At 73.5% G+C, this 26,788-nt stretch carries 23 protein-coding genes and 1 pseudogene; 11 read left to right on the forward strand and 13 right to left on the reverse strand.

Translation table 11 applies throughout. The features are described from left to right. Window positions 1–75 precede the first annotated feature (75 nt). The gene (locus J1792_RS29395; RefSeq protein WP_086572368.1) at window positions 76–948 is read right to left on the reverse strand and encodes an alpha/beta fold hydrolase; all 873 of its coding nucleotides are present in this window, start codon (window positions 946–948) and stop codon (window positions 76–78) included. Window positions 949–1,005: 57 nt separating this feature from the next. Further along, a complete protein-coding gene (gene gadC, locus J1792_RS29400) occupies window positions 1,006–2,475 on the reverse strand; it encodes a glutamate/gamma-aminobutyrate antiporter GadC (protein ID WP_086572366.1) in 1,470 nt (489 codons plus the stop codon). Between the two features lie 170 nt (window positions 2,476–2,645). Between gadC and J1792_RS29405 the strand changes: the two genes are divergently transcribed. Next, window positions 2,646–3,095 (forward strand): DUF6153 family protein, encoded by a 450-nt coding sequence (locus J1792_RS29405; RefSeq protein ID WP_086572364.1) that lies wholly within the window; start codon window positions 2,646–2,648, stop codon window positions 3,093–3,095. A gap of 62 nt (window positions 3,096–3,157) precedes the next feature. Then, complete coding sequence (locus J1792_RS29410) at window positions 3,158–4,744, forward strand: multicopper oxidase family protein (protein ID WP_207248568.1); 1,587 nt, start codon at window positions 3,158–3,160, stop codon at window positions 4,742–4,744. An 80-nt stretch (window positions 4,745–4,824) separates the two neighbouring features. Here the strand turns inward: J1792_RS29410 and J1792_RS29415 are convergent, their stop codons facing one another. Then, window positions 4,825–5,394: a DUF4234 domain-containing protein gene (locus tag J1792_RS29415; RefSeq protein ID WP_242646805.1), complete on the reverse strand. Its 570-nt coding sequence runs from the start codon at window positions 5,392–5,394 to the stop codon at window positions 4,825–4,827. Window positions 5,395–5,574: 180 nt separating this feature from the next. Here J1792_RS29415 and J1792_RS29420 point away from each other — a divergent pair, with 180 nt between their 5' ends. Further along, the gene (locus J1792_RS29420; RefSeq protein ID WP_207248569.1) at window positions 5,575–7,326 is read left to right on the forward strand and encodes an NAD+ synthase; all 1,752 of its coding nucleotides are present in this window, start codon (window positions 5,575–5,577) and stop codon (window positions 7,324–7,326) included. Window positions 7,327–7,362: 36 nt separating this feature from the next. Here J1792_RS29420 and J1792_RS29425 read toward each other — a convergent pair whose 3' ends face one another. The 5 genes from J1792_RS29425 to J1792_RS29445 all read right to left on the reverse strand — a co-directional run bounded on the left by J1792_RS29425 (window position 7,363) and on the right by J1792_RS29445 (window position 12,302). Continuing rightward, window positions 7,363–7,575, reverse strand: coding sequence for a DUF2277 domain-containing protein (locus tag J1792_RS29425; protein WP_086572359.1), 213 nt, complete (start codon window positions 7,573–7,575; stop codon window positions 7,363–7,365). Next, window positions 7,523–8,752, reverse strand: a complete 1,230-nt coding sequence (locus J1792_RS29430; protein ID WP_207248570.1) for an MFS transporter — start codon at window positions 8,750–8,752, stop codon at window positions 7,523–7,525. Before J1792_RS29430 ends, J1792_RS29425 begins: the two co-directional genes overlap by 53 nt. Before the next feature lie 56 nt (window positions 8,753–8,808). Beyond that, window positions 8,809–9,834, reverse strand: coding sequence for an endonuclease/exonuclease/phosphatase family protein (locus J1792_RS29435; RefSeq protein ID WP_086571852.1), 1,026 nt, complete (start codon window positions 9,832–9,834; stop codon window positions 8,809–8,811). Between the two features lie 213 nt (window positions 9,835–10,047). After that, window positions 10,048–10,671: a TetR/AcrR family transcriptional regulator gene (locus tag J1792_RS29440; RefSeq protein WP_086571850.1), complete on the reverse strand. Its 624-nt coding sequence runs from the start codon at window positions 10,669–10,671 to the stop codon at window positions 10,048–10,050. Further along, window positions 10,668–12,302 carry an MFS transporter gene (locus tag J1792_RS29445; protein WP_086571856.1) on the reverse strand — a complete coding sequence of 545 codons (1,635 nt, stop codon included), beginning with the start codon at window positions 12,300–12,302 and terminating at the stop codon, window positions 10,668–10,670. The genes J1792_RS29440 and J1792_RS29445 overlap by 4 nt, the downstream gene beginning before the upstream one ends. A gap of 202 nt (window positions 12,303–12,504) precedes the next feature. Between J1792_RS29445 and panB the strand changes: the two genes are divergently transcribed. The 3 genes from panB (at window position 12,505) to J1792_RS29460 (ending at window position 15,360) form a co-directional block, all read left to right on the forward strand. After that, window positions 12,505–13,374, forward strand: coding sequence for a 3-methyl-2-oxobutanoate hydroxymethyltransferase (gene panB / locus J1792_RS29450; RefSeq protein WP_086571854.1), 870 nt, complete (start codon window positions 12,505–12,507; stop codon window positions 13,372–13,374). A 136-nt stretch (window positions 13,375–13,510) separates the two neighbouring features. Continuing rightward, window positions 13,511–14,539 (forward strand): ATP-binding cassette domain-containing protein, encoded by a 1,029-nt coding sequence (locus J1792_RS29455; protein WP_086571849.1) that lies wholly within the window; start codon window positions 13,511–13,513, stop codon window positions 14,537–14,539. Then, entirely contained in the window at window positions 14,536–15,360 is an 825-nt protein-coding gene (locus J1792_RS29460) for an ABC transporter permease (RefSeq protein WP_086571847.1), read from the forward strand. Before J1792_RS29455 ends, J1792_RS29460 begins: the two co-directional genes overlap by 4 nt. Before the next feature lie 53 nt (window positions 15,361–15,413). On the opposite strand, the pseudogene J1792_RS29465 reads toward J1792_RS29460, so the two are convergent. Next, window positions 15,414–18,811, reverse strand: a pseudogene (locus tag J1792_RS29465) (AfsR/SARP family transcriptional regulator). Between the two features lie 126 nt (window positions 18,812–18,937). On the opposite strand from J1792_RS29465, the gene J1792_RS29470 reads away from it, so the two are divergent. Continuing rightward, window positions 18,938–19,732: a site-2 protease family protein gene (locus tag J1792_RS29470; protein ID WP_086572988.1), complete on the forward strand. Its 795-nt coding sequence runs from the start codon at window positions 18,938–18,940 to the stop codon at window positions 19,730–19,732. Here the strand turns inward: J1792_RS29470 and J1792_RS29475 are convergent. Together J1792_RS29475 and npdG are read right to left on the reverse strand one after the other, a co-directional pair. Beyond that, window positions 19,722–19,916 carry a hypothetical protein gene (locus J1792_RS29475; protein WP_086572986.1) on the reverse strand — a complete coding sequence of 65 codons (195 nt, stop codon included), beginning with the start codon at window positions 19,914–19,916 and terminating at the stop codon, window positions 19,722–19,724. The genes J1792_RS29470 and J1792_RS29475 overlap by 11 nt on opposite strands. A gap of 70 nt (window positions 19,917–19,986) precedes the next feature. Next, entirely contained in the window at window positions 19,987–20,700 is a 714-nt protein-coding gene (gene npdG / locus J1792_RS29480) for an NADPH-dependent F420 reductase (RefSeq protein WP_086572985.1), read from the reverse strand. Between the two features lie 137 nt (window positions 20,701–20,837). On the opposite strand from npdG, the gene J1792_RS29485 reads away from it, so the two are divergent. Together J1792_RS29485 and J1792_RS29490 are read left to right on the forward strand one after the other, a co-directional pair. Then, window positions 20,838–21,449: a hypothetical protein gene (locus J1792_RS29485; RefSeq protein ID WP_086572983.1), complete on the forward strand. Its 612-nt coding sequence runs from the start codon at window positions 20,838–20,840 to the stop codon at window positions 21,447–21,449. Between the two features lie 70 nt (window positions 21,450–21,519). Continuing rightward, window positions 21,520–22,854, forward strand: coding sequence for an MFS transporter (locus J1792_RS29490; protein ID WP_207248571.1), 1,335 nt, complete (start codon window positions 21,520–21,522; stop codon window positions 22,852–22,854). A gap of 67 nt (window positions 22,855–22,921) precedes the next feature. Here the strand turns inward: J1792_RS29490 and J1792_RS29495 are convergent, their stop codons facing one another. Further along, window positions 22,922–23,155, reverse strand: a complete 234-nt coding sequence (locus J1792_RS29495; protein ID WP_086572550.1) for a hypothetical protein — start codon at window positions 23,153–23,155, stop codon at window positions 22,922–22,924. A 75-nt stretch (window positions 23,156–23,230) separates the two neighbouring features. Between J1792_RS29495 and map the strand changes: the two genes are divergently transcribed. Then, the gene (gene map / locus J1792_RS29500; RefSeq protein ID WP_207248572.1) at window positions 23,231–24,088 is read left to right on the forward strand and encodes a type I methionyl aminopeptidase; all 858 of its coding nucleotides are present in this window, start codon (window positions 23,231–23,233) and stop codon (window positions 24,086–24,088) included. Window positions 24,089–24,230: 142 nt separating this feature from the next. Further along, window positions 24,231–24,893, forward strand: coding sequence for a biliverdin-producing heme oxygenase (locus J1792_RS29505; RefSeq protein WP_086572554.1), 663 nt, complete (start codon window positions 24,231–24,233; stop codon window positions 24,891–24,893). 94 nt (window positions 24,894–24,987) lie between these two features. Here the strand turns inward: J1792_RS29505 and J1792_RS29510 are convergent, their stop codons facing one another. Beyond that, entirely contained in the window at window positions 24,988–26,667 is a 1,680-nt protein-coding gene (locus J1792_RS29510; protein WP_207248573.1) for an HtaA domain-containing protein, read from the reverse strand. Window positions 26,668–26,788: the final 121 nt, after the last annotated feature.

The following is a 26,788-nucleotide window of genomic DNA, read 5'->3' on the forward strand; positions in this document are numbered from 1 at the left end:
CGCGGCACCCGCCGGCCGCCGCCGACCAGGTGAGGAGGCCGGACGAGAGGCCGGACGAGGAGGCCCGGCGGAGCGTCAGCCGCGCAGGAACGGGGTCGCGAGGACGGCGGCGGCGATGGACTGCGGCCGGTCGTACATCAGCAGGTGCCCGGCGGGGGCGACGGCCTCGAAGCGGCCGTCCAGCCGCCCGGCGAGGGCCCGCTGGCGCTCGAGCCAGCGGCGCTCCTCCGCCGAGCCGGTGCCGGTGGAGGCGGCGAGCACGGTGACGGGGGCGGGCGGCAGCGGGTGGTGGGTGCGCAGGTCCTCGAGTTCGGCGGCCACGTCGTAGTAGCGGGCGTTCTCCATCAGCGTGGCCCGCACCACCCGCCCGCTGCCGTAGACGCGCCGCACCAGGCCGGCGGGGGCCGGGTCGTCGCCGGTGAGGGAGGCGGCGCGGACGCTGAGGTTGCGCAGCGCGGGCCCCAGGGCGCGGGGCAGCCCGGCGGCGGCGAAGGCCAGGCCGCGCACGTGCGCGGCGGCGGTGCGCAGCCCCAGAGCCGGCACGGGCCGGGCGTTCTCCTCGACGCTGGCGTCGGCCAGTACGAGGCCGGCCGTGCGCTCGGGGTGGAGCCGGGCGAAGGCCTCGGCGTGGAAGGCGGCGAGCGAGTGGCCGACGACAGTGGCGGGGCCCGGGAGACCGAGCGCGTCGAGGACGCCCGCTATGCGGGCGCCCTCGGAGGCGGCGGTGGGCGGGCCCAGCGGCGGGGCGCTGAAGCCCAGTCCGGGGCGGTCGAAGCGGACCACCGTGCGGTAGGGGGAAAGCAGCGGAACGACGGGTTCCCAGTCGAACCAGCCCATGCCGAGCCCGCCGCTGAGCACGCACACGGGCCCCGAGCCCTCGCACACCACGTGCAGGGGGACGCCGCCGACGCGCAGCATCCGTCCGGGTGGCCGTTCCGTACCGCTCATCCAGTCCCCCTCGTGTCGTCCCCGCCCGTCCGCCCGTCGCCGGAGAGCACGCACAAGCTACTCGACCGGGTCGGCCTCGCGGTCCCCGGCGGTCACCCAGTGCGGCTTGCGGAACGCCAGGAAGGCCAGCGGCGCGAGGAGCCCGAGGGTCAGCAGCCCGCCGCCCACGATCAGCACGTAGCGCCACAGCGGCTGGCCGCCGAACTGCTCCGGCGGCACGAAGCCGATGCACATCGCCGCGGCGGAGGCGGCGAAGCCGACGCCCGCCACCAGGTGGACGGCCGGCACCCGGAAGCCGCGCGGCCGGTCCGGCCGCAGGGCGCGCAGCCGCACGACGGCGGCGAACATCAGCAGGTAGACGACGAGGTAGATCTGCGTGGTGACGACGGAGAAGATCCAGTACGCGCTGGAGACGTCGGGCAGGAAGGCGTACAGGCCCGCGATGACGGTGGTCAGCGCGCCCTGGGCGACCATGATGTTGCGGGGGACGCCGCGCTTGTTGAGCCGCTGCAGAACGGGCGGCAGATAGCCCTCCTGCCGCGAGACCATCAGCAGGCCCTGGGACGGCCCGGCCATCCAGGTCAGCATGCCGCCGAGCGCCGCGGCCACGAGCAGGACGCCCACGACCTTGGTCAGCCAGCCCACGTGGAAGTGGTCGAAGAAGCCCTGGAAGGCCTGCATCACTCCGGCGGTCAGGCTCAGGTCCTCGCCCGGCATCACCCAGCTGATGGCCAGCGCGGGCAGGATGAAGATCAGCAGGACGAGTCCGGTGGCCAGGAAGACCGCGCGCGGGTACTGCCGGCCGGGCTCGCGCAGGGCGGAGACGTGGACGCCGTTCATCTCCATGCCCGCGTAGGACAGGAAGTTGTTGACGATCAGGACGAGGCTGGCCAGTCCGGTCCACGGCGGGAGGACGTGCGAGGTGTCCATGGGGGCGGCGGGCGGGTTGCCCTGGGCCAGGAAGACCATGCCGAGGGCGACCAGGACGACGCCGGGGATCAGCGTGCCGACGACCAGGCCCATGCTCGAGAGCCCGGCCACCGCCTTGGTGCCGCGCGAGGAGATCAGGACGCCCGCCCAGTAGACGACCACGATGACGACGGCGATGTAGAGGCCGTCGTCGGCGAGCGAGGGGTCGATGACATAGGCGAAGGTGCTGGCCACATAGGCCAGCAGGCTGGGGTAGTACGCGATGGTCATCGCGAACTGGCACCACACGGCCAGGAAGCCCAGCGGCTTGGACAGCCCCTCGCTGACCCACCGGTACACGCCGCCGGGCCAGCCGGAGGCCAGCTCGGCGGAGACCAGGGCGGTCGGCAGCAGGAAGACGACCGCCGGCAGGAGGTAGAGGAAGACGGCGGCCAGCCCGTAGAGGGCCATCGAGGGCGAAGGGCGCAGGTTCGCCACGGAGGCGGTGGTCATCATCGCGAGCGTCGTCCACGAGATGAACTGCGCCCGGGTGGGAGCGGGCGCGGGGACGGCGGCGGCGCGGGGACTGTCCTCCCGCGCCTGTTCCGTGAGGGTCATGGGGGGAGAGCGTCCTTCGGGGCCGTGCGTCGAGCGTTTTCGCCCCATAATCGGGCCTTGGTGCCCCCGCGCGCACATCCCGTCCGGCCCGCCGGGCGGCCCGGCCCGCGGCCCGGATACCCCGAGGGGGTAGGGTGCCGTCACGATCGACGGGCCGGTGGAGGCAGGCGGTGCAAGGACGGCGGGGTGCCACGGCGTGGTGCGGCCGGCTGCTGCTGTTCGCCGCGCTGGTGCTGGGCATCGTGACCATGCACACACTCGGCCACCCGCGCGGCCACGACGGCGGCGCCCACGCCCCGTCGCAGGCCATGGCGGCGTCCATGACGCACGAGGCGCCCGGGCGCCCGTCCGCGCCGGCCGCCGCTTCCCCCTCGACGCACACCCCGCACGCCTCGCACGCCGGCGATCCGGCGCACGGCGGCGGCATGGACCCCATGTCCGTCTGCCTCGCCGTCCTCGGCGCCGGCGCGGCGGCCGTCCTTCTTCTCTCCCTCGCCGCGGCGGGCCACCTCGCCGGCGCGGTCCCCGTGGCGGCCCGCGCGTGGTTCTCGCGCTCGCTGTGGCCCGTTCCACCGCCACGGCGCAAGGCCCTCGCCCGGTTGTCGGTGCTGCGCGTATAGGCCGGCAGCGTGCTCGCTGCCGCCCGTACCCACCACCGACACCCCACGAGGTGCACTTCCTCATGCGCACAACCACCCGCCGCGCCGTGCTCGGCGCGGGCCTCGCCATGGCCGGAAGCGGCGTGCTCGCCGCCTGCTCGGACTCCCCCGGGAAGTCCGGCGGTACGGCCGCCCCGGCCGGCTATGTCTCCCCCGACGGCAAGGAGGTCGCCGCCGCCGAGGCCGCGCGCGCCGGCTCCGGTGCCGTACGCACCGTCCGGCTCACCGCCACCGCGGCCCGGCTCGATCTGGGCGGCGGCACCACGGTCGCGTCCTGGGCGTACGGCGACGCGCTGCCCGGCGAGGAGATCCGCGTCACCGCCGGCGACACGCTCGCCCTCACCCTCGCCAACCACCTGCCCGAGCCCACCTCCGTGCACTGGCACGGGCTGGCGCTGCGCAACGACATGGACGGCGCCCCCGGCCTGACCCAACGGGCCATCAGGCCCGGGGCGTCGTTCGACTACCGCTTCAAGGTCGCCCACCCCGGCACCTACTGGCTGCACCCCCACTCGGGCACCCAGCAGGACCGGGGGCTGTACGCGCCGCTGATCGTGGAGGACCCCAAGGAGCCGCTGGCGTACGACAAGGAGTGGGTCGTCGTGCTCGACGACTGGGTCGACGGGGTCGACGGCAGCACTCCGGACGCCGTGCTCGCGGAACTCGCCAAGGGCATGGCGGGCATGGACCACGGCGGCATGAACCACGGGGGTATGAAGCACGGCGGCATGGACCACGGCGGCATGGATCACGGCGGCGGCGCGAGCCCCGCCCCCGGGGGCCCCTCGCGGATGCTGATGGGCGCCACCAGCGACGTCCTCGGCGGCGACGCCGGCGACGTCGCCTACCCCCACTACCTCGTCAACGGCCGTACGCCGCGGGCCCCGCAGACCTTCACCGCCAGGCCCGGCGACCGGATCCGGATCCGCCTGATCAACGCGGGCGGCGACACCGCCTTCCGGGTGGCCCTCGGCGGCCACCGGATGACCGTCACCCACACCGACGGCTTCCCCGTCGAGCACGTGGAGACGGACTCCCTCCTGCTCGGCATGGGCGAGCGCTACGACGTCCTGGTCGAGGCCGGTGACGGCGTCTTTCCGCTGACCGCGCTGGCGGAGGGCAAGAAGCGCACGGCGCTGGCCCTGCTGCGCACGGGCGGCGGCGCGGCGCCGGCGGAGGACGTACGCCCGCGGGAGCTGGAGAGCGCCCCGCTGACCGCCGGCCGGCTGAAGGCCCACGGGAGCGTACGGCTGACGGACCGTCGCCCCGACCGTACGGTCACGCTCCGGCTCACCGGCTCGATGGCGAAGTACGACTGGGCCATCGACGGCAGGACGTACGCGCCCGATCAGCGCTACCCGGTGCGGGCGGGCGAGCGGGTGCGGCTGGTGTTCGTCAACGACACCGCCATGTGGCACCCCATGCACCTGCACGGCCACACCTTCGCCCTGCCCGGCGGCGGGCCCCGCAAGGACACCGCCGTCATCCGTCCGGGCGAGCGGCTGAGCGCCGACTTCGACGCGGACAACCCCGGGCTGTGGATGATCCACTGCCACAACGTCTACCACGCGGAGTCCGGGATGATGACGGTGCTGGGCTACCGCGACTAGCGGGCGCCGCACGCAGAAGGGGCCCGCGCCGGATGCGGCGCGGGCCCCTTCACGCGCGGCGGGTGCGCGCGGATGCCGGATCAGGCGGCCAGCGGCACCTGGGTGCCGGGCTGGATCTGGCCGTAACGGTCGACGACCTTGTTCAGCTGGATCTGGTAGTACAGACCGTAGAAGCCGAGGAAAGCCAGCAGCAGGCCGAGGCCACCGCTGCAGGTGGGCTGCAGGCCCGCGGCGCGCTGGGCGTCGGCGATCCGCCGGCCGGTCCTGTAGAGCGAGACGTACGGCGGCACGATCAGGAACATGCCCAGCGTGACGGCGAGCAGCGACATCCCGGGGTCGATCTGACGGCGGTTGTCGAACTCCGCCATCTCCTTATTGATCTTGTAGTACCAGACCAGGCCGTAGATGCCGAAGGTGATGAGCGGCAGACCCAGCCAGGCGGCGAAGGGATTACGGCGCTTCATCGACAGACCGAAATGGGCCGCACCGTGCTGCGGGTAGCCGGGGGCCGGGGCGGCGGCCGGGTATCCGTAGCCGGCGGGCGCCTGCTGGGGGTAACCGCCCGGGTAGGGGTTCTGGGCGGGCGCGGCCGGAGGGTAGGGACTGCTGTTCGGGGACGGCGGACCCCACTGCGGCGGCTGCGTGCTCAACGAGTCTCCTAAGGAAATTCTCTGACAAAACATCAATGAACCCGTGGCCGGAATTCGCCACGGGCAGATCGCGCAGCTTGTCACAAGATCACATTTTGTCGCCAGGCGCATTCGCGTTCCGGCACCCCGCGTGGCCGCCCTCACACCACATCGCGTCAGTCAGACGATTAACATGGTGGCGTGGCTCACCTTCGGCTCGCCCTGAACCAGATCGACTCCCGCGTCGGTGACATCGCCGGCAACACCGAAACGATCATGCGCTGGACCCGGCACTCCGCCGGGCAGGGAGCCCACCTGGTGGCGTTCCCCGAGATGGCGCTGACCGGCTATCCCGTCGAGGACCTGGCGCTGCGCCCCTCCTTCGTCGAGGCCAGCCGCGACGCCCTGCGCTCCCTCGCCGCCCGCCTCGAGGAGGAGGGCCTCGGCGAGCTGCCGGTGGTCGTCGGCTACCTCGACCGCCAGGAGGAGGCCGTCCACGAGCTGGGCCGCCCGGCCGGCGCCCCGCGCAACGCCGCCGCCGTCCTGCACCGCGGCGAGGTGGTGCTCGCCTTCGCCAAGCACCACCTGCCGAACTACGGGGTCTTCGACGAGTTCCGCTACTTCGTGCCCGGTGACACGCTGCCGGTGATCCGCGTGCACGGCGTGGACGTCGCCCTGGCCATCTGCGAGGACCTCTGGCAGGACGGCGGCCGCGTGCCCGCCACCCGCTCCGCCGGGGCCGGGCTGCTGCTCTCCGTCAACGCCTCCCCCTACGAGCGCGAGAAGGACGACACCCGCCTGGAGCTGGTCCGCACCCGGGCCCGGGAGGCCGGCTGCGCCCTCGCCTACCTGGCCATGACGGGCGGTCAGGACGAGCTGGTCTTCGACGGCGACTCGATCGTCGTCGACCGCGACGGCCGGATCATCACGCGCGCCCCGCAGTTCGAGGAGACCTGCGTGGTGCTCGACCTCGAGCTGCCGGCCGCCCCGGCGAAGGCCCCCTCCGGCGTCGTCGACGACGGCCTGCGCATCGAGCACGTCACGATCTCCGCCGACCCCCTGCCCTCCCGCGCCCCGGAGTTCACCGGCGGCGAGACGCCGCACCTGGGCGACGACGAGGAGGTCTACAAGGCGCTGGTGACGGGCCTGCGGGCGTACGTACAGAAGAACGGCTTCCGCAGCGTCCTGATCGGCCTGTCCGGAGGCATCGACTCCGCGCTGGTCGCCGCGATCGCCTGCGACGCGGTCGGCGCGGCGAACGTGTACGGCGTGGCCATGCCCTCGCGCTACTCCTCCGACCACTCCCTCGCCGACGCCGAGGACCTCGCCCGGCGCACCGGCCTGCACTTCCGCACCGTGCCGATCGCGCCGATGTTCGACGGCTACATGGGCGCGCTGAGCCTGACCGGTCTCGCCGAGGAGAACCTCCAGTCGCGGCTGCGCGGCACGATGCTGATGGCGATCTCCAACCAGGAGGGCCACATCGTCCTCGCGCCGGGCAACAAGTCCGAGCTGGCGTGCGGCTACTCCACCCTCTACGGCGACTCCGTCGGCGCGTACGGCCCGATCAAGGACGTCTACAAGACGGGCGTCTTCCGCCTCGCCCGCTGGCGCAACCGGGCGGCGGCCGAACGCGGCGAGACCCCGCCGATCCCGGAGAACTCCATCACCAAGCCGCCGAGCGCCGAGCTGCGCCCCGGCCAGGTGGACACGGACTCGCTGCCCGACTACGAGGTCCTCGACCGGATCCTGGAGCTGTACGTCGACCGCGACCGGGGCCTGGCCTCGATCGTCGCGGAGGGCTTCGACGCGGAGCTCGTCACGCGCGTCCTGCGGCTGGTGGACACGGCGGAGTACAAGCGCCGTCAGTACCCGCCGGGCACGAAGATCTCCGCCAAGGGCTTCGGCAAGGACCGCCGCCTGCCGATCACCAACGCCTGGCGCGAGGTCTGACCCCGCCCCGGGCCCGCCGTCAAGGGCCCCGGCGCCTCACTTCGCGCCCCGCACCACCAGCCCGTCCAGCAACCGCGCCGTGGCCTCGGCCACGGCGTCGACGGCTTCGTCGAAGACGGCCCGGTTGTGCGCGGCCGGGGCGTGGAACCCCGACACCTTCCGTACGTACTGCAGGGCGGCGGCGCGGACGTCGTCCTCAGTCGCCTCGGGCGTGACCGGCGGTCTGAGCGTCTTGATGCTGCGGCACATGCTCCCAGTGTGCCCCCGCCACCACGCGGGAGTCCTCGCCCCGGTCCAGGGCGCCCGCCAGGACCGCGATCGCCAGGCCCATCACCGCCAGGGCCGCTCCCACCAGCGTGGGCGAGGTCCAGCCCCAGCCCGCCGCGATGGCCGCGCCGCCCAGCCACGCGCCGCCCGCGTTGGCGAGGTTGAAGGCCGAGTGGTTGGAGGCGGCGGCCAGGGTCGGCGCGGCCTTGGCCTTGTTCATGATGAGCATCTGGAGGGGGGTGCTGGTCATGGAGCCCGCGGCGCCGAGCAGGACGACCGCCACCAGCACGGCCCACTTCACGTGCGCGATGAGGTCGAGGACGAGGAGGACCGCCGCGAGGCCGGCCAGGGCTCCGTAGAGCGTGGGGCGCGGGGCGCGGTCGGTGAGGGGGCCGGCCGCGAGGACGCCCAGGGTCATGCCGACGCCGAAGAGCGCCAGCACGAACGTGACCGAGGTTTCGGAGAAGCCGGTGACCTCCACCGCCATCGCGGAGAGGTAGCTGTAGACGGCGAAGACGCCCGCGAAGCCGAAGACCGTGGTCAGCAGGCCCAGCAGCACCTGGCGGCCGCCCAGGGCGCGCAGCTCCTTGCCCAGCCCCGCGCCCTGCTCGGGCGGCAGCCGGGGGATCAGGCGGGCGAGGGCGGCCATGGCCGCGAGGCCGATCGCGGCCACGACGAGGAACGTCGCGCGCCATCCCAGGTGCTGCCCCAGCAGGGTGGCGGCGGGGACGCCGACGATGTTGGCGACGGTCAGGCCGAGGAACATCGTGGCGACGGCCCGGGCCTGCCGCCCCGGGGCCACCAGCCGGGCGGCGACGACGGACCCCACGCCGAAGAAGGCGCCGTGCGGCAGGCCCGCCAGCACCCGGGCGGCGACGAGCGGGCCGAAGGTGGGGGCGAGCGCGGAGGCCAGGTTCCCGACGGTGAAGAGCGCCATGAGCAGGATGAGCATGCGCTTGCGAGGGATCCGGGAGCCCAGGGCGGTGAGCAGGGGGGCGCCGACGACGACGCCGAGGGCGTAGGCCGAGACCAGGTATCCGGCGGTGGGGACGGACGTGTGCAGGTCGTCGGCGACGTTGGGCAGCAGGCCCATCATGACGAACTCGGTCGTCCCTATGCCGAAGGCGGAGACTGCGAGGGCGAGCAGCGCCAGGGGCATGGGGGCCTTTCGGGGGAGGGTGCGGTGGGCAGCCCTCCACCCTACGGGCCGTCGGATCAGACCTTGACGCGCGCCGCCACCGGCAGGTGGTCGCTCGGCGTGGCCGGCAGGGTCCACGCGGAGACCGGGTCCACGCCGCGCACCATGATCTGGTCGATCCGCGCCATGGGGAAGCTCGCCGGCCAGCTGAAGCCGAAGCCGTCGCCGGCCGCGCCCTGCGCGGAGCGCAGCTGCGAGGTGACGGGGGCGAGCGAGCGGTCGTTCATGGTGCCGTTGAGGTCGCCGAGGAGGACGACCTTGCGCACGGGCTCGCGGGCGATGGCACGGCCGAGGGCCGCGGCGCTGTTGTCGCGCTGCCCGGCGGTGAAGCCGGCGTTGAACTTCACGCGGACCGACGGCAGGTGGGCGACGTAGACGGCGACCGGGCCCCGCGGGGTCTGGACGGTGGCGCGCAGCGCCCGGGTCCAGCCCATCTGGATGTCGACGGGGCGGTCGTCGGAGAGCGGGTACTTGCTCCATACCCCGACCGTGCCGTGCACGGCGTGGTACTTGTACGTGTCCGCCATCGCCCGCTCGTAGCGGGAGGCGTCGCTGAGCTCCTCCAGGGCGACCACGTCGGCGCCGGAGGCGGCGAGGGCCCGGGCGGTGGCGGCGGGGTCGGGGTTCTGGGCGTTGACGTTGTGGGTGGCGACGGTGAGGTCGCCGCCCTTGCCGGACTTGTCGCTGAGCAGGCCGCCGAAGAGGTTGAGCCAGATGACGGCCGGCAGCAGCAGGGCTATGAGGGCCGTCGCCGAGCGGCGCAGCAGCGCGAGCCCGAACAGCACCGGGATCAGCAGGCCCAGCCAGGGCAGGAACGTCTCGGTGAGGCTGCCGAGGTTGCCGACCTTGTTGGGGATGTCGGCGTGCAGCAGCATCAGCAGGGCGAGCAGGACGGCGACGGCCGCGACGATCACGCCGCGCCGCCAGATGCCCGGGCTTGTCCACTGCTCCCGCTCCCGGCTCAGGAAGTGCCGGGCTCCGGAGCCGGTCCGCTCCGGACCCGTGCCCTCGAGACCCGTCTCCTCCATGTATGCCTGCGGCATCCGCTGTCCTCACTGCTCCGTCGCTGCTTCCCCGCCACCCGACCATAGGTGATCATGGCGGCGGGGCTCACCCGGACACCCCTGGGCGGGGCGTCGGGGAGGAGGACGAGCGTCCGGCCCGGCCGGGTTCCTGCGAACGGGGGCGTGCCCGGGTGCTGTGACACAACGGGCACATTCGGGCGAGTCCGCCCGCGTGCGCCGTACACGTACCTCTCACGCGGGCCGTACGCCCTCCAGCAGGGTGTCCACGATCCGCTCGGACAGGCCCTCCGGCAGCTCCCGCCACTCGTGGAACAGCGCGCGGGAGAGCATCGGGCTCACGAAGAGGTCGGTGAGGAGTTCGGTGTCGAGGTCGGCGCGGATCTCCCCGCTCGCCATGCCGCGGCGCAGCACCGCCTCGAACGCCTCGCGCCGGGCCGCCACGACCGTGTCGTGGTACTCGGCCCACAGCGCGGGCCGCGCCTGCACCTGGGCGACGACCGTGCGCAGCACGGCGGAGGAGCGCTTGGCCAGGCCGCGCCGGCGCAGGAACTCCAGGAGGGCGACGAGGTCGTCGCGCACACAGGCGCCGGCAGGGCCGGGCACGGCCTCGTCGAGGGAGCGCAGCACGTCGAGCATCAGCGCCTCCTTGCCCGCCCAGCGCCGGTAGACGGTGGCCTTGCCGACGCCCGCCTCGCGGGCTATGCGCTCCATGGACAGCTCGGCGACGCCGACGCCGTCCTCGAGCAGCCGCAGCACCGTCTCGACGACGGCGGTGTCGACGGCCGGGCTGCGCGGCCGGCCGCGGCGCTCGGCCGGCGCCCCGGCCGACGCGCTCGTGGTGCCCTCGCCCGTCATCCCTCCGCCCCGCTCTCCGCCTCGGTCTGCCGCGCCCGGGGGGCCGGGCCGGCCGCGCCGGCCGTGGCGCGGGCCGCGCCCTTGGCGGGCAGGAAGAGCACCGCGACCAGGGCCCCGAGCAGGGCGAAGGCGCTGGCGCCGAGGACGGTGACGTGCATGGCGTGGATGAAGGCGTCATGGGCCGGGCCGACGAGCTCGCGTCCCGCCGGGCCGAGGCCCCGGGCGACGGTGAGGGTGGCCTCGATGGACTCGCCGGCCGTGTGCCGGGCCTCCTCGCTCAGGCCGGGGACGGCCGCGAGGCGGTCGGAGACGCCGTCGCGGTAGACGGTGGAGAGCACCGAGCCGAGCACGGCGACCCCGAGGGCGCCGCCGATCTGGCGGAAGGTGTTGTTCACCGCCGAGCCGGAGCCGGCCTTCTCGCGGGGCAGCGACTGCATGATCGAGACGGTGGCGGGCGGCGTGATGTGGGCCATCGCGGCGCCCTGGAAGAGGAAGAGGACCTCCAGGACCCACAGGGGGGTGTCGGTGTCCAGCAGGGCGTAGCCGGCCATCGTCGCGGCCATGACGACCATGCCGCCGGTGCACACGGCGCGCGCGCCGAACCGCTCGACGACGATCCGGGTACGCGGCGCGAAGATCATCTGGGCGGCGGCGAGCGGCAGCATCAGCAGCCCGCTCTGCAGCGGGGTGAAGCCGCGCGCGCTCTGGAGGTAGAAGACCATGAAGAACGTGACGCCCATCAGCCCGAAGAAGACCAGCGCCAGCGAGGCGACGGCCGCCGAGAAGGCCGGGTTGCGGAAGTAGCGCACGTCCATGGCGGGGTGGCTGCTGCGCCGCTCGTGCAGGACGAACAGGACGAGCACGAGCAGGCCGCCCCCGGCCGTCCCGTAGACCTCGGGCACGGTGAAGTCGGCGAGCTGGCCGCCCTTGATGATGCCGTACACCAGCAGGACGAGCCCGACGACGGACAGCAGCACCCCGAGCGGGTCGAGCCGGCCGGGCCGGGGGTTCTTCGAGTCCGGCACGAGCACCACCATCGCGATCAGGACGGCGGTGACGATCGGGATGTTGATCAGGAAGACCGAGCCCCACCAGAAGTGGCTGAGCAGCAGCCCGCCGGTGATCGGCCCTATGGCGATGGCGAGCCCGACCGCGCCGGCCCAGATGCCGATGGCCTTGGGCTGCTCCTCCCGCTCGAAGACGTTGACGATGATCGCGAGCGTCGAGGGCATCACGAACGCCCCGCCGAAGCCCATGAGGGCGCGGAAGGCGATGAGTTCCTCGGGGGAGCCGGCCATGGAGGCGAGCGCGGAGCCGACGCCGAAGACGGCCATGCCGAAGATCAGGACCCGCCTGCGGCCCCACCGGTCGCCGAGCAGGCCGGCGGTGAACAGCATGCCGGCGAAGACGAGCGTGTAGGCGTTGATCGCCCACTCCAGCTCGCTCTGGGTCGCACCCAGCCCCTCGGGCGCGGGCGCGGCGATGGTCTTCATCGCGACGTTGAGGACGGAGTTGCCCAGGACGACCACGAGCAGGCTGCACAGCAGCACGGCCAGGACGGCCCAGCGCCTGCGGTGCACGGCCTCGGGGACCTTGCGCGGCGGCGGGGCGGCGGTGTCGGGGGTTGCCATGCGGACCACCCTAGGACACTTCCGGAACGGTCCCGTCTCGTATGGGAAGGACTTTACGGACGCCGCGCGCACGGCCGCCGCCGGCCACCCTTCCGGCCGTACCCGGGGTTCACTTCCGCGCCCGCCCGGGCCGTGTCAGCATGGAGGTGATCCGGGGACGCCGTCAGGGCGCCTCGAGACGACACATACAGGAGCCATGGCCATGACGCATGCCGTGAAGGCGCCCGACAGCGGCGCGAAGAACCCCAAGTCGCTGTACGGCGGAACGAGCTCTCGACGCATCACCGTCCGTGACATCGCCGCCGCCAAGGAGCGCGGCGAGAAGTGGCCCATGCTCACCGCCTACGACGCGATGACCGCCTCCGTCTTCGACGAGGCCGGCATCCCCGTCATGCTCGTGGGCGACTCCATGGGCAACTGTCACCTCGGCTACGAGTCCACGGTGCCCGTCACCATGGACGAGATCACCCTTCTGTCGGCCGCCGTCGTACGGGGCACCCGGCGCGCCCTGGTCGTCGGCGACCTGCCCTTCGGCTCGTACCAGGAGGGCCCGGTGCAGGCGCTGCGCAGCGCCACCCGGCTGGTGAAGGAGGCGGGCGTCGGCGCGGTCAAGCTGGAGGGCGGCGAGCGGTCGGCCCACCAGATCGAGCTGCTGGTCCAGGCCGGCATCCCGGTCATGGCGCACATCGGCCTGACCCCCCAGTCCGTCAACGCCTACGGCGGCTACCCCGTGCAGGGGCGCGGCGAGGAGGCGGCGGCACAGCTGCTGCGCGACGCCAAGGCCGTCCAGGACGCGGGCGCCTTCGCGGTCGTGCTGGAGCTGGTCCCGGCGGAGCTGGCCGCCGAGGTCACCCGCGTGCTGCACATCCCCACGGTGGGCATCGGCGCCGGCGCCGAGTGCGACGCCCAGGTGCTGGTGTGGACCGACATGGCCGGCATGACGGACGGCCGGGTGCCGCGCTTCGTCAAGCAGTACGCACGGCTGCGCGAGGCGCTGGGCGACGCGGCCAAGGCGTTCGCGGAGGACGTCGTCGGCGGGGCGTACCCGGCCGAGGAGCACTCCTTCCACTGATCCGCCCCGTGGGGACCGGGCGCCGGCCGGCCCGCCGGCGCCGTGTCGGCGGCCTGTCGGCGCTCTGTCGGCGCCCGGCCCCCACCGCCGGAAAATTGTCGACGCGGTGTCGGCGGGGGCTGGCACCGTAGTCGGCATGACGCGAAAAGACATCCCGGCACGCGGCGGGAACGCCGTCGAAGTCCGGGGCCTGGTCAAGCACTTCGGCGAGACGAAGGCCCTGGACGGAGTCGACCTGGACGTACGCGAGGGCACCGTCCTCGGTGTCCTCGGCCCCAACGGCGCGGGCAAGACCACCCTGGTGCGCTGCCTGTCCACCCTCATCCGGCCGGACGCGGGCACCGCCCGCGTCGCCGGCTACGACGTGGTGCGCCAGCCCCGGCAGCTGCGCCGGGTCATCGGGCTCACCGGCCAGTACGCCTCCGTCGACGAGAAGCTCTCCGGCCGCGAGAACCTCTACATGATCGGGCGGCTGCTCGACCTCTCCCGCAAGGACGCCCGGCGGCGGGCGGACGAGATGCTGGAGCGCTTCTCCCTGACCGAGGCCGCCAAGCGGCCCGCCATGAACTACTCCGGCGGCATGCGCCGCCGCCTCGACCTGGCCGCCTCCATGATCGGCCGGCCCTCCGTGCTCTATCTGGACGAGCCCACCACCGGCCTCGACCCCCGCACCCGCAACGAGGTGTGGGAGGAGGTGCAGCGGATGGTCGGCGAGGGCACCACCGTCCTGCTGACCACGCAGTACATGGAGGAGGCCGAGCAGCTCGCCCACGAGCTGACGGTCGTCGACCGCGGCCGGGTGATCGCCGGCGGCCGCGTCGACGAGCTGAAGGCCAAGGTCGGCGGGCGCACCCTGCAGGTCCGCCCGGCGGACCCGGCGGACCTGCACCGGCTGGCCGCGGAGGTCACCCGCGCCGGGCTGGACGGCATCGCCGGCGCCACCGCCGACGCGACGGAGGGCGTGGTCAACGTCCCGATCGTCAGCGACGAGCAGCTGACCGCCGTGGTGGGCCTGCTGGGCGAGCGCGGCTTCGCCCTCGCCGGGATCAGCACCCACCTGCCCAGCCTCGACGAGGTCTTCCTCGCCGTCACGGGCCAGAAGACGTCCGCCCCGAGCGAGGCACAGGACACCCGCACCGACGAGTTCCAGGAGGTCGCGGCATGAGCGCGGCGACGGTCAGCGCGCCCACGGCGGCGCCCGCCCACGAGGGCCGGATCGGCCTGCGGGCCAATGTGCGGCACATCGGGGCGCTCGCGCGGCGCAACATGCTGCAGATCAAGGCGGACCCGGAGTCGATGTTCGACGCCGTGATCATGCCGATCATCTTCATCCTGCTCTTCACCTACGTCTTCGGCGGCTCGATGGCCGGCAAGGGCCACGAGCAGGAGTACCTCAACTACCTGGTGCCCGGCCTGATGGCCATGCAGGGCATGAACATCGCCATGGCCGTCGGCACAGGCGTCAACGACGACTTCAAGAAGGGGGTGATGGACCGCTTCCGCACCATGCCGATATCCCGGTCCTCCGTCCTCGTCGCGAAGATCGTGGTCGAGGTCGGCCGGATGCTCGTCGCCACCGCCATCCTGCTCGGCATGGGCTTCGCCCTCGGCCTGTCCATCACCACCACCCCGCTGCACCTGCTGGCCGCGGTCGCTCTGTCCATGGTGTTCGGCGCCTCGCTGATGTGGGTCTTCATCCTGCTCGGCCTGTCCCTGAAGACCCCGCAGGCCGTCCAGGGCATGGCGATGATCATCCTGATGCCGCTCCAGTTCGGCAGCTCGATCTTCGCGCCGACGGCCAAGATGCCCGGCTGGCTGGAGGGCTTCACGAAGTACAACCCGCTGTCCAACCTCGCCGACGCCTCCCGCCACCTGATGCGCGGCGGACCGGTCGCCCACTCGATGTGGATGACGCTGGCCTGGGCCGCGGGCATCACGCTGGTGACGGCGCCGCTGGCGGTCGCGAAGTTCCGCAACAAGACCTGAGGCGGCCGGACCCGAACCGGGCCCGGTCCGCCGGCGCCGGACCGCGACGCGCGTCATACGAGGGCGGCGGCCTCCGCGAGGGAGAGGCCGGCGCCCTCGGCGTATGCGCGCTCGTACGCCTCGGCGCCCATGACGGCACGGGCGGCCCCCGCCCCGGCATCGCGGATCTCCCGCTCCAGCGACGATATGTGGAAGACGTCCGGCCGCAGCGCCGCGGAGGCGCCGAGCAGCCGGGCGGCCCGCAGGGCGTCGTCCTCGCCGCCCAGCACGGCATAGGCGTGGGCGGCGCCGAGCAGCTGGGCCGTGGCGAGCTGCGGCGCGATCAGCACGCTGAGCGGATCCTCGGCCTTCGCCAGGGCGGCCCTCAGCCGGGGCAGCGCGTCCGCCGGGCGCCCCTGGAGGGTGTCCAACCAGGCCAGCAGCCCGCTCATCAGGGCCTCGAAGACGGCGATGGCCCGCTCCCCGAAGTCCTCGGCCAGCGACTCGAAGATCTCCCGGGCCTCCGCCGCGCGCCCGCCGCGGCCCAGGAGGATGCCGAGGTGGACGCGGATGAAGGCGGCCGCGTCCGGGCCGGTCCGCTCGGCCTCGACGAGCGCCTCGCGGTAGATCCGCTCGACCTCCGCCGGCTCGATCTCCCCGTCCTCCGCCAGCACCGTGGCCAGGCGCGCGCGCAGCATCGGCACCTGACCGACCGAGCCCAGCTCGCGGACCCGGTCGACGGCCTCGCGGTAGTCCGCGGCGGCGGCCGCGAACCGGCCGTGCTTCTCCAGGGCCTCGCCGCGGCCGGACAGCGCCTCGGCCACGCCCCAGGAGTCGCCGAGGTCGCGGAAGAGCTCCAGGCTCTCGTCGGCGTCCGTGATGCCCTGGCCCAGGCGGTCGGGGCTGTCGTTGAGCACCTTGGCGCGCAGCTGGAGCATGTTGGCGAGCTCCCACCGGAAGCCGAGGCGGCGGCAGCGTTCCACGGCGCCGTCCAGGATCGCGTACATGTCGTCGGCGGCGCCGGTCATCAGGACCGCGTAGTACCACATCATGCCCGGCACCCGGCAGTTCTGCGGCTGGCCGTCGCCGTAGGCGGTGACGATGCCGCGCAGCAGCCGCTGCATCTCGGGGGTGCCGATCTCGCGCATGTTGGCGTCCACGTTGGAGATCGCGATCAGCCGGACGCCGCGGCGCGCCTCCTGAAGCAGGTCGGGCGCCATCGGCGGGGCGTCTCCGTGCAGGTGACGTGGAGGGGCGGGGCGGGCGCGACCGGTTCGGCGAAGGGGTCCGGGCCGAGGGCCGCGGCGGCCTCCGACCAGTGCCGGGCGTCGGCGCGGTGGTCGCGCAGCTGCCAGAACCAGCCCAGGGACAGCACCAGGCACAGCGCCTCCTGCTCGTCCCGCGCGGCGACGGCCCGGCGCAGCGCGGAGCGGAGGTTGTCGTGCTCGAGCTCCAGCCGCTCCAGCCAGGCGCGTTGGCCGGTGCCGCGCAGCAGGGGGTCGGCGGTGCGGGCCAGTTCGCGGAAGGCGACGAGGTGGAGCCGTTCGACCGCGGCCCGCTCGCCGGCCTCGTCCAGCCGCTCGCCGGCGTACTCCCCGACGGTCTCCAGCAGCCGGTAGCGCATCTGGCCGTCGGCGGCGGGGGCCGCGACCACCAGCGACTTGTCGACCAGCGAGCCGAGCAGGACCGGTACGTCCAGGGCGTCGACGGCCGTGCCGTCGGCGCACACCTCCTCGGCGGCCGCGAGGTCGCATCCGCCGGAGAAGACGGACAGGCGGCGCAGCACGGCGCGTTCGGGCTCGTCGAGCAGGTCCCAGGACCAGTCGACCACGGCTCTCAGCGTCTGCTGGCGGGGCAGGACGGTGCGGCTGCCGGAGGTCAGCAGCCGGAAGCGGTCGTCGAGGCGGTCGGCGAGCCCGCGCGGGGTGAGCAGCCGCAGCCGGGCGGCGGCGAGCTCGATGGCGAGCGGCAGCCCGTCCAGCCGGCGGCAGATCTCGGCGGACGCGGCGGGGTCGTCCTCCACCCGGAAGCCGGGCCGGGCGGCGGCGCCCCGGTCGGCGAGCAGCCGCAGGGCCACGGGGTCGGGCAGCGGCTCGACGGGCCGCACCAGCTCGCCGGGCACGGCGAGGGGTTCCCTGCTGGTGGCGAGCACGGCGACGCCGGGGCAGTGGGCGAGGAGCGTCTCGGCGAGCCGGGCGGCCGCGCCGACGACGTGCTCGCAGTTGTCCAGCACGAGCAGCATCCGGCGGCGCGCGCAGTGTTCGGCGAGCCGTCCGAGGGGGTCGAGCGCGGTGGCGTCGGTGGCGGCCCGCAGTCCCTCGGCGGTCGTGCCGCGCACCACGGTCTCGCGCGCCCCGAGCGTGGTCAGCACCGCCTCGGGCACGGTCTCCGGATCGTCGACGGGCGCGAGCTCGGCGAACCACACCCCGTCGGGCCACCGCTCCCCCGCCGCGGCGGCGGCCTCGGCGGCCTCCTGCGACAGCCTCGTCTTCCCGGCCCCGCCGGGCCCCAGCAGCGTCACCAGCCGGTGCCGCCCGAGGTCCTCCCGGATCAGGGCGAGGTCGTCCTCCCGGCCGACGAAGGAGGTGAGCCGCGCCCGCAGATTGCCGGGCGGGGGCACGGCGGCGTCCGGTGCGGCGGACGGTGCGGCGGTGCCGGCGTACGGACCGTCCGGCGCCCGGCCGGTGGCGCGTCCGCCCGCCTCACCCGTGCCCGCCTGCGCCTCATGGCCCGTGGAGCCGGCCGGCTCCGCCGGGGCCGCGAGCAACTCGGAGTGCAGGGCGCGCAGCTCGGGGCCGGGGTCGGTGCCCAGCCGGTCGGCCAGGGTGCGGGCGAGGTCGGCGTACGCGGCCAGCGCCTGCGCCGGGCGGCCGGCGGCGCGCAGGGCGCGCAGGCGCAGCGCCTGGAGGGGCTCGTCCAGGGGGTGGGCGTCGCAGAGCTCGGCGAGGGCCGGCAGGGCCGCGGCGGCGTTGCCGAGGGCGACGTCGGCGGCCAGGCGGCCGCGGCGGGCGGCGAGGCGGCGGGCGGCGCAGCGGGCCGCCGTGGCCGTGCGGGCGGGCAGGTCGGCGAGGGCCGGGCCGCGCCAGAGGGCGAGGGCGTCGTCGAGGAGCGCGGCCGCCTTGGCGGGGTCGGCGTCGGCCAGCGCCCGCTCGCCCTCGTCGGCGAGCCGCTCGAAACGGTGCAGGTCGACGTCGTCCGGCTCGGCGCACAGCCGGTACCCGCCGTCGGCGGAGGCGACCGTCGCGTGCCCGACGGCCCGCCGCAGCCGGCCGACGAGCGCCTGCAGGGCGCCCGTGGCGTCGGCGGGCGGCTCGCCGTCCCAGATCTCGTCGATCAGCGCCTGGACGCCCAGCACCCGGCCGGGGTGCAGGGCCAGCGCGGCCAGCAGCCCGCGCAGGCGGGCGCCCCCGAGGGGAACGGGGTTCCCGTCGTCGGTGTGGACCTGGGTACTGCCGAGGATGCCGTAACGCACTGCCTTATTCTCCCCCCGCGCGAACCTCGCGCTACGAAATATCGTCCCCCACCGAGTACCGTCGCCCGGTACATCCGCGCGCCCCGGGCGTACCCGGCGGCCTCCCCTCCCCAGGAGCACTCAGACATGGCATCCGAAGCGACCCGCGGCGAGCGGCGCATCAGCCCCGTCTTCCTCGCCCTCGTCGCCATCATGGCGGTCTCCATATGGGCGGTGTGGACCGGCTTCGCGGCGAACCAGGGCTTTCCCGTGTTCCTGTTCGTGACCTCGGCCTGGATCGTCTCGCTCTGCCTGCACGAGTACGCGCACGCGCGCACCGCCCTGCACGGCGGCGACATCTCCGTCGAGGCCAGGGGCTACCTCACGCTCAACCCGCTCGCCTACACCCACGCCCTGCTGAGCATCGTGCTGCCGGTGATCTTCGTGATCATGGGTGGCATCGGCCTGCCCGGCGGCGCGGTCTTCATCGAGCGCCACCGCATCCGCAGCCGCTGGAAGCACAGCCTGATCTCGGCCGCCGGCCCGCTGACGAACGTCGTCTTCGCGCTCGTGGTCACCGCCCCGTTCTGGCTGGACGCCCTGGACGGCGTGCCGGAGGACCTCCGCTACGCCCTCGGGTTCCTGGCCCTGCTGCAGGTGACCGCCGCGATCCTGAACTTCCTGCCCGTCCCCGGCCTCGACGGCTACGGGGTGATCGAGCCCTGGCTGCCGTACGGCATCCGCCGCCAGCTCGATTCCTTCGCGCCGTTCGGGCTGCTCGCGGTCTTCGGCTTCCTGTGGATCCCCGAGGTCAACCACGCCTTCTTCGACATGATCGACGAGGTGCTGCGGGCCCTGGGCGTCAGCGACTGGGACACCTGGAACGGTCAGCGACTGTTCCGCTTCTGGGAGGGCAACTCCATAGAGTCGCTCAACCCGTGACGCGGCCCTGCTCCGCCGCCTTGTCGTTCTTCGCCTTGCGCACGTAGTACCAGGCGATGTTCGACGAGACGCCGAGGAGCAGGATCCAGACGATGCCCAGCCAGCTGCCCCGGGCGAACGAGACGACGGCCGCCGCGATCGAGAGGGCGCACACGGCGAGGGCGTAGAGGGCGAGGCGGGGCATGGGGGCGGCTCCTGTCCGGGGACGCATGTGCGTACGATCCCGGTCATTGTCCCCCATGCCCCGGACCGCGTCAGACGTCGGTGACGCGCAGACCCGCGTGCGCCTTGTGGCGGCGGTTGACGGAGATCAGGTTGGCGACCAGCGACTCCACCTGGTGGGCGTTGCGCAGCCGGCCCGCGAAGACGCCGCGCATGCCGGGGATACGGCCGGCCAGCGCCTGCACGATGTCGGTGTCGGCCCGCTTCTCGCCGAGCACCATCACATCGGTGTCGATCTCCTCGATCTCCGGGTCGGAGAGCAGCACGGCGGACAGGTGGTGGAAGGCGGCGGTCACCCGCGAGTCGGGCAGCAGCGCGGCGGCCTGCTGCGCGGCGCTGCCCTCCTCGGGCTTGAGGGCGTAGGCGCCCTGCTTGTCGAAGCCGAGCGGGTTGACGCAGTCGACGACGAGCTTGCCGGCGAGCTCCTCGCGCAGCGCCTCGAGGGTCTTGGCGTGGCCGTCCCACGGCACGGCGACGATCACGATGTCGCTGCGGCGCGCGCACTCGGCGTTGTCCAGGCCCTCGATGCCCAGGCCCAGCTCCTCGGCCGCGGTGCGGGCCCGCTCGGCCGCCCGCGATCCGATGATCACCTTCTGGCCGGCCTTGGCCAGCCGGTAGGCCAGACCGCGACCCTGATCGCCGGTGCCGCCGAGCACGCCGACCACCAGGCCGGATACATCGGGAAGGTCCCAAGGGTCCTTGGCCGGGGCCTTCTTCACGTCCTTCACGTCATCAGAAGTAGTCATGACGGCGATACTGTCACGCCGCTTTCCCCCTCGGCCGGGCCCCGGTGCGCCGGACCCCGGCCGGCCCGCGCGCCCGAACGGGTGAGGCGCCCGGCAACTCCACTTCTCCGTGCGGCGGTTGGGGCAGGATGCGGCGCATGGACGCCGTACGGGTCGCACTGCTGCGCGAGGCACTCGCCGGAACCGAGTGGCTGCGGGCCGCCCGTGGCTTCGCGGGGACGCTGCGGACGTCGGTCGGCGCCCACGGCGGGGGGCTACTGCTGGTGGGGACCGCGGCGTACGAGCCCTGGCACCTGGCCGCCCACTTGGACGAGGAGGCCGCCTGGTCCGGGGCCGCGGAGCTGTGCCCCACGCTGGTGCGCCACCGGGTACCGGCCGGCGCGCCCGCGCATCTGTCGATCGGGCTGGGCCGGCTCGAGGCGGCCCGGCGCGGGGAGACGCTGCTGGTGGTGGCGCCGGAGCGGCCCGGGGAGGGGCTGCTGGAGCGGGTGCACGACGCCCGGCGCGGCGGGGCGACGGTGCTGGCCCTCGACGGCCGCGACGACGCCCGGCACGGCGACCTCCACACCCTCGCGCACGACGCGCTGGCCGTGCCGGCGTCGGCGGAGCTCGACCTGGAGACCGTCCAGCACCTGGTCAGCGCCGCGGCCGGGGAGAACGCCCCGCCCGCCGCGCGCGGCCGCCGCTTCCGCGACCGCCTGGCCCGCCTCGCCGACCAGCTCACCGCGCCACCGCCGGACCGGTGGTGACGCCCCGGCGGCCGGCCGGCGCCGCCTGACCGGAAAAAACGTTTTGCCCGGGCCCTACCCCACCCGCACCATGGTGCCCCGTGAGCGAGCACCATCCCCCTCCCCCAGTCCCTCTCCCGTCGGCCGTCTGCGCGCCCTGCTGCCCGACCTGACCCCCTGGCACGCCTCGGCCGACTTCCGCCGCATGTGGCTGGCGGGGCTGGTGACGGTCTTCGGCAGCTTCCTGACCTTCGTCGCGGTGCCGCTGCAGCTGAAGGAGCTCACCGGCTCGACGCTCGCGGTCGGCGCGATCGGCGCGGTCGAGCTCGTCCCGCTGATCGTCTTCGGCCTCTACGGCGGAGCGCTCGCCGATGCTATGGACCGCCGCAAGCTGATCCTGTGGACGGAGGCCGGGCTCGGCGTCCTGAGCGCGATGCTGCTGCTCAACACCCTGCTGCCGCATCCGATGATCTGGCCGCTGTACGTGGTGGCCGCGCTGGTCAGCGCCCTGACCGGCCTGCAGCGCCCGGCGCTGCAGGCGATCGTGCCGAGGATCGTCGCCCACGACCAGCTGCCCGCCGCCATCGCCCTGAACTCGCTGCGCTGGCAGGTCGGCGCCATCGCCGGCCCCTCGGTCGCGGGCGTGGTGATCGCCTTCTCCGGCCTGGGCTTCGCCTACGCCCTGGACGTCGCCTCGTACGCCCTCTCCGTGCTGCTCGCCTTCCGGCTCGCCCCCTCCCCCGCCTCGCACGACGCAGAGAAGCCCTCGCTGCGCGGCGTCCTGGAGGGCGCGCGCTACGCGTGGAGCCGCAAGGAGCTGCTGGGCACGTACGCGATCGACATGGCGGCGATGTTCTTCGCCTTCCCCACGGCGATCTTCCCGTTCCTCGCCGACGACCTGGACGCGCGGTGGGCGCTGGGCCTGATGTACGGGGCCGGCGCGGTGGGCTCGCTGGGGGTGACCCTGACCAGCGGGTGGGTCTCGCGCGTCGACCGGCACGGCCGGATGGTGGTCTACGCGGCCGCCGGCTGGGGCCTGGCCATGGCGGTGGCGGGCTGGATGCACAACATCTGGCTGGTGCTGCTGTTCCTGGCCGCGGCCGGCGCCTGCGACACGGTGAGCGGGCTGTTCCGCTCGGCGATCTGGGACCAGACGATCCCCGACGAGCTGCGCGGCCGGCTGGCGGGCATCGAGCTGCTGTCCTACTCCGTGGGCCCGCAGCTGGGCCAGGTCCGCGCGGGCGGCACGGCCGCGCTGACCAACGTCCGGACCTCGGTGTGGGCGGGCGGCCTGGCGTGCGTGGCGTCGGTGGGGCTGCTGGCGGTGTCGCTGCCGAAGCTGATGTCCTACGACCAGCGCACGGACGAGCACGCGGTGCGGATGCGCGAGCGCAAGGCCGCGGAGGCGGTGACGACGGCCGCCTGAGCCCCGCGCCCGTCACGCCTCGGGCGCCGGCCGGGCCGCACCCGCGGCCCCGGCCGGCGCCCGCGCCTCAGCCCTCCTTGCCCCCGCCGCCGGGGGCGTCGTCGTTCCAGCGCGGGTCCTCGCGCCACTCCTCGTTCCGCTCGCGCGCCGTCTCCATCGCGTGCGACGCCTCCTGCCGGGTCCCGTACGGCCCCAGCCGGTCCGCCGCCCGGCACTCCGGGCCCTCCTCCACCGTGCCGTGCTTGAGGCAGTAGTACCACTCGCCAGGTTTGCCGGCCTGGCGCTTCTTGAACAGGGCCATCGGGGCCTCCTCCTCGTCCTCGCGTTCGGCTCTCGCGGCAATGGTCCCCGATGGGCCCTGGCTACACTCGCTGACATGTCTGGCCAGTCGCTTCTTGTCCCGGGGACGCTCTCCCCCACCCGTTCCGTCCCCGCCTCGATCCCGCGGCCCGAGTACGTGGGCAAGGCCGCGCCCACCCCGTACACCGGCCCCGAGGTCCAGGACGCCGAGACGATCGAGAAGATGCGGATCGCCGGCGGCATCGCCGCGCGGGCGATGGAGGAGGCGGCCAAGCACATCGCGCCGGGCGTCACCACGGACGAGCTGGACCGGGTCGCGCACGAGTACATGTGCGACCACGGCGCGTACCCCTCCACGCTCGGCTACCGCAGCTTCCCCAAGTCGCTGTGCGCGTCGATCAACGAGGTCATCTGCCACGGCATCCCGGACTCCACCGTCCTGCGCGACGGCGACATCGTGAACCTCGACGTGACGGCCTTCATCGGCGGCGTGCACGGCGACAACAACGCCACCTACCTGTGCGGCGACGTCGACGAGGAGTCGCGCCTGCTCGTCGAGCGGACCCGCGAGGCGCTCAACCGGGCCATCAAGGCGGTCAAGCCCGGCCGCCGCGTCAACATCATCGGCCGGGTCATCGAGTCGTACGCCAAGCGCTTCGGCTACGGCGTCGTCCGCGACTTCACCGGCCACGGCATCAACTCGTCCTTCCACTCGGGCCTGATCGTCCCCCACTACGACAGCCCCCACCACGACACCCTCATCCAGCCCGGCATGACCTTCACGATCGAGCCGATGCTGACGCTGGGGACGTACGAGTACGACATGTGGGAGGACGGCTGGACGGTCGTCACCAAGGACCGCAAGCGCACGGCCCAGTTCGAGCACACGCTCGTGGTGACGGACACGGGTGCGGAGATCCTGACGCTTCCGTAGAGTTTTTACCGACAGCATGTCGGGAAGCGATTGACTTAGGTAAGCCTAAGTGGGGAGGATGGGAGGAGACGGCGCGCCCCGGCGCATCCGTTTCCGCCCGTTCCCTCCGCCCTTCCCGTCTCCTCGGTCACCGGAGGTCCTCTTGGACGCGCCCGCCCCGACCCCGTTCTCCACGCTGATCCGCACCGCCTCCCACCAGCAGCACACGGAGGCCGAGAACACGTCGTTCATGAGCGACATGCTCGGTGGCCGGCTCGGACTCGCCGCCTACCGCCGCTACACCGAACAGCTCTGGTTCGTCTACCAGGCCCTGGAGGCCGGGTCCGGGGCCCTGTCCGCCGACCCCGTCGCCGGTCCGTTCATACGGCCCGAGCTGGCCCGCGCCGCCCAGCTGGAGCGGGACCTGGCCCACCTGGGCGGCCCCGGCTGGCGTACGGACCTGGTGCCGCTGCCCGCCACGGCGGCGTACGCGGCCCGCATCGAGGACTGCGCCCGCACCTGGCCCGCCGGCTATGTGGCCCACCACTACACCCGCTATCTGGGCGACCTCTCCGGCGGCCAGATCATCCGCGGCACCGCCGAGAAGACCTGGGGCTTCGAGCGCAAGGGCGACGGCGTGCGCTTCTACGTCTTCGAGGCCATCGGCAACCCCGCCGCCTTCAAGCGGGAGTACCGCTCGCTGCTGGACGCGCTGCCGGTGGACGACCTGGAGAAGCAGCGGGTGATCGAGGAGTGCCGGCGGGCGTTCGCGCTGAACACCGCCGTCTTCGAGGCGCTGGGCCGGGAGTTCCCGCTGAGCGCCTGAACCTCCGCCCGCGACGACGCGGGCGGCGCGAGCAGGACCCGCGCCCGCCGGTGACCGTACCGGCGGGCGCGGGTGTTCGTGAGGGCGGGAGGGATCAGCCCTGGGTGTCGCGACGGCGGCGCGTGGCGTAGACGGCGCCGCTGCCCGCGAGCAGCATCGCGCCGGCCGCGCCGAGGAGCGGGCCGGTCGGGGTGCTGGAGCCGGTCTGCGCGAGCGAGCCGGTGTCGGTGGTGGAGCCGGAGCCGCCCGTGGTGGAGCCCCCGGTGGTCGAACCGCCGGTCGTGGAGCCGCCGGTGGTGGCGGTGTTCGAGCCGGACTCCTCGCAGGCGACGCCGTCGCCGTCCGTGTCGAGCTTGGCGCTGTAGCCGGGCTCGCCCTTGCGCAGCGGCGCCTTGCCCGCGGCCGACACGGCCTCGCAGTTCTCGAACTCGGTGCCGTCGGGCAGCTTGGCGTTCGCGTCGAGCGCCACGGCCAGGGTCACCGGGTCGAGGGTCTCGCCCGCCGTGTAGTAGCCGGCGAAGGCCTTGGCGCCCTGCCCGGTCAGCGTCGCGGGGACGCCGGCCAGCGCGACGACGCCGTCCTTGGCCTTGAGCGAGCCCTCCGTGAGCTTGAGGGTCGCCAGCGGCACGTCCTTGCTGACGGTGCCGCTGGAGGTGACGTCGGCGGTCAGCATGCCGTTGGTGCCGGTCGCCTTGACCTTGATGCCGCTGAGCTTCAGGTCGAGCTTGCCGTCGTGCGCCGTGAAGCGGACGCTGCCGTTGAACTCCGCCTCGACCGCGCCGCTCGAGGCCTCGAACTTGCCGTGGCCCTTGGGGAAGCGGTAGCCGGCGCTCTTCTGCAGGGCGCCGTCACCGAGCTCCACCTTGCCCTTGCTCTTCTCGATGTACGCGCGGAAGGACTGCTTCACGCCCCAGTCGAGGTTGCCGTCGAGGACGGTGCCGGGGGCGGGCTTCTCGCCGGGCTTCGGGTTCTCGTCCGGCTTGGGGTCTTCCGGCTTGGGCTTGGGGTCCTCGGGCTTCGGCTTGGGGTCCTCCGGCTTGGGCTGCTGCGCGGCGCCCACCTTCACCGCGAGGGTGGCCGGGTCGACGTCCTGGCCCTCCGCGTAGGGGGACGAGCCCTGGAAGGAGAACACCTCCGCGCCGGCCTTGGTGAGCTTCGCCGGTATCTTCGCGTAGGTGACCGCGCCGCCTTCGCCGCCGCTCATCTTGCCCGCCCCGACGTCCAGGGAGGCGATGGCGACGTCCTGCTCGGTCTTGCCGCCGCGCGTGACGTCGGCGGTGATGCTGCCCTTCTTGCCCTTGGCGGTGGCGTCGGTGACGACCTTGATGTCGGAGAACTTGAGGTCGAGCTGGTAGTTCTCCTTCTCGGGGTGCGCCAGGAAGCGCACGCTGCCCTTGAAGGTGGTGGTCAGGGCGTGCGTCGAGGGGTCGTAGGTGCCCTTGCCCCCGGCGAAGGTGAAGTCGCCGTTCTTGCGGGCCTGCCGGGCGCCGTCACCGAGCTCGATCTTGCCCTTGGCGAGGACGACGTACTTACGGAAGCTCTCCTTCACTCCCCATCTCAGCGAGCCGTCCGTGATCTCCGTCTTCGGCGGCTGCTGGGCGTCGGTCTTCTGCCCGTCGGCCGTCTTCGCGTCGGTCGTCTTGCTGTCGGCCTTCTGCCCTTCGGCCTGCGCCGGGGTGCCCGCAGCGTGCGCGGGCACGGTCAGCGCGGTGGCGCCCAGAGCGGTCGCCGTGGCCAGCGCGGCGAGTGCGGCGCGGCGTGCGGTGGCGGTCATCGTGTGTTCTCTCCTAGAGGGACATGAGATACGTGAATCAAGCCGTGCGGCCCCATGACATCAGGGAGCCGGAGGGCGGGGAAGGTCCGGGGCGGTCGCGGCCGGTGCGTGGTGCGCCACA

The organism is Streptomyces triculaminicus, assembly GCF_017349075.1.
Taxonomy (GTDB): Bacteria; Actinomycetota; Actinomycetes; order Streptomycetales; family Streptomycetaceae; genus Streptomyces; species Streptomyces triculaminicus.

Excerpts from the sequence above, each read along its gene's own strand:
- npdG (WP_086572985.1), bottom strand. The coding sequence starts at position 20,700 with ATGACTACTTCTGATGACGTGAAGGACGTGAAGAAGGCCCCGGCCAAG.
- J1792_RS29485 (WP_086572983.1), top strand. The coding sequence starts at position 20,838 with ATGGACGCCGTACGGGTCGCACTGCTGCGCGAGGCACTCGCCGGAACC.
- J1792_RS29510 (WP_207248573.1), bottom strand. The coding sequence starts at position 26,667 with ATGACCGCCACCGCACGCCGCGCCGCACTCGCCGCGCTGGCCACGGCG.
- J1792_RS29470 (WP_086572988.1), top strand. The coding sequence starts at position 18,938 with ATGGCATCCGAAGCGACCCGCGGCGAGCGGCGCATCAGCCCCGTCTTC.
- J1792_RS29425 (WP_086572359.1), bottom strand. The coding sequence starts at position 7,575 with ATGTGCCGCAGCATCAAGACGCTCAGACCGCCGGTCACGCCCGAGGCG.
- map (WP_207248572.1), top strand. The coding sequence starts at position 23,231 with ATGTCTGGCCAGTCGCTTCTTGTCCCGGGGACGCTCTCCCCCACCCGT.
- gadC (WP_086572366.1), bottom strand. The coding sequence starts at position 2,475 with ATGACCCTCACGGAACAGGCGCGGGAGGACAGTCCCCGCGCCGCCGCC.
- J1792_RS29410 (WP_207248568.1), top strand. The coding sequence starts at position 3,158 with ATGCGCACAACCACCCGCCGCGCCGTGCTCGGCGCGGGCCTCGCCATG.
- panB (WP_086571854.1), top strand. The coding sequence starts at position 12,505 with ATGACGCATGCCGTGAAGGCGCCCGACAGCGGCGCGAAGAACCCCAAG.
- J1792_RS29430 (WP_207248570.1), bottom strand. The coding sequence starts at position 8,752 with ATGCCCCTGGCGCTGCTCGCCCTCGCAGTCTCCGCCTTCGGCATAGGG.
- J1792_RS29435 (WP_086571852.1), bottom strand. The coding sequence starts at position 9,834 with ATGCCGCAGGCATACATGGAGGAGACGGGTCTCGAGGGCACGGGTCCG.
- J1792_RS29445 (WP_086571856.1), bottom strand. The coding sequence starts at position 12,302 with ATGGCAACCCCCGACACCGCCGCCCCGCCGCCGCGCAAGGTCCCCGAG.
- J1792_RS29455 (WP_086571849.1), top strand. The coding sequence starts at position 13,511 with ATGACGCGAAAAGACATCCCGGCACGCGGCGGGAACGCCGTCGAAGTC.
- J1792_RS29460 (WP_086571847.1), top strand. The coding sequence starts at position 14,536 with ATGAGCGCGGCGACGGTCAGCGCGCCCACGGCGGCGCCCGCCCACGAG.
- J1792_RS29490 (WP_207248571.1), top strand. The coding sequence starts at position 21,520 with ATGGTGCCCCGTGAGCGAGCACCATCCCCCTCCCCCAGTCCCTCTCCC.
- J1792_RS29440 (WP_086571850.1), bottom strand. The coding sequence starts at position 10,671 with ATGACGGGCGAGGGCACCACGAGCGCGTCGGCCGGGGCGCCGGCCGAG.
- J1792_RS29475 (WP_086572986.1), bottom strand. The coding sequence starts at position 19,916 with ATGCCCCGCCTCGCCCTCTACGCCCTCGCCGTGTGCGCCCTCTCGATC.
- J1792_RS29395 (WP_086572368.1), bottom strand. The coding sequence starts at position 948 with ATGAGCGGTACGGAACGGCCACCCGGACGGATGCTGCGCGTCGGCGGC.
- J1792_RS29495 (WP_086572550.1), bottom strand. The coding sequence starts at position 23,155 with ATGGCCCTGTTCAAGAAGCGCCAGGCCGGCAAACCTGGCGAGTGGTAC.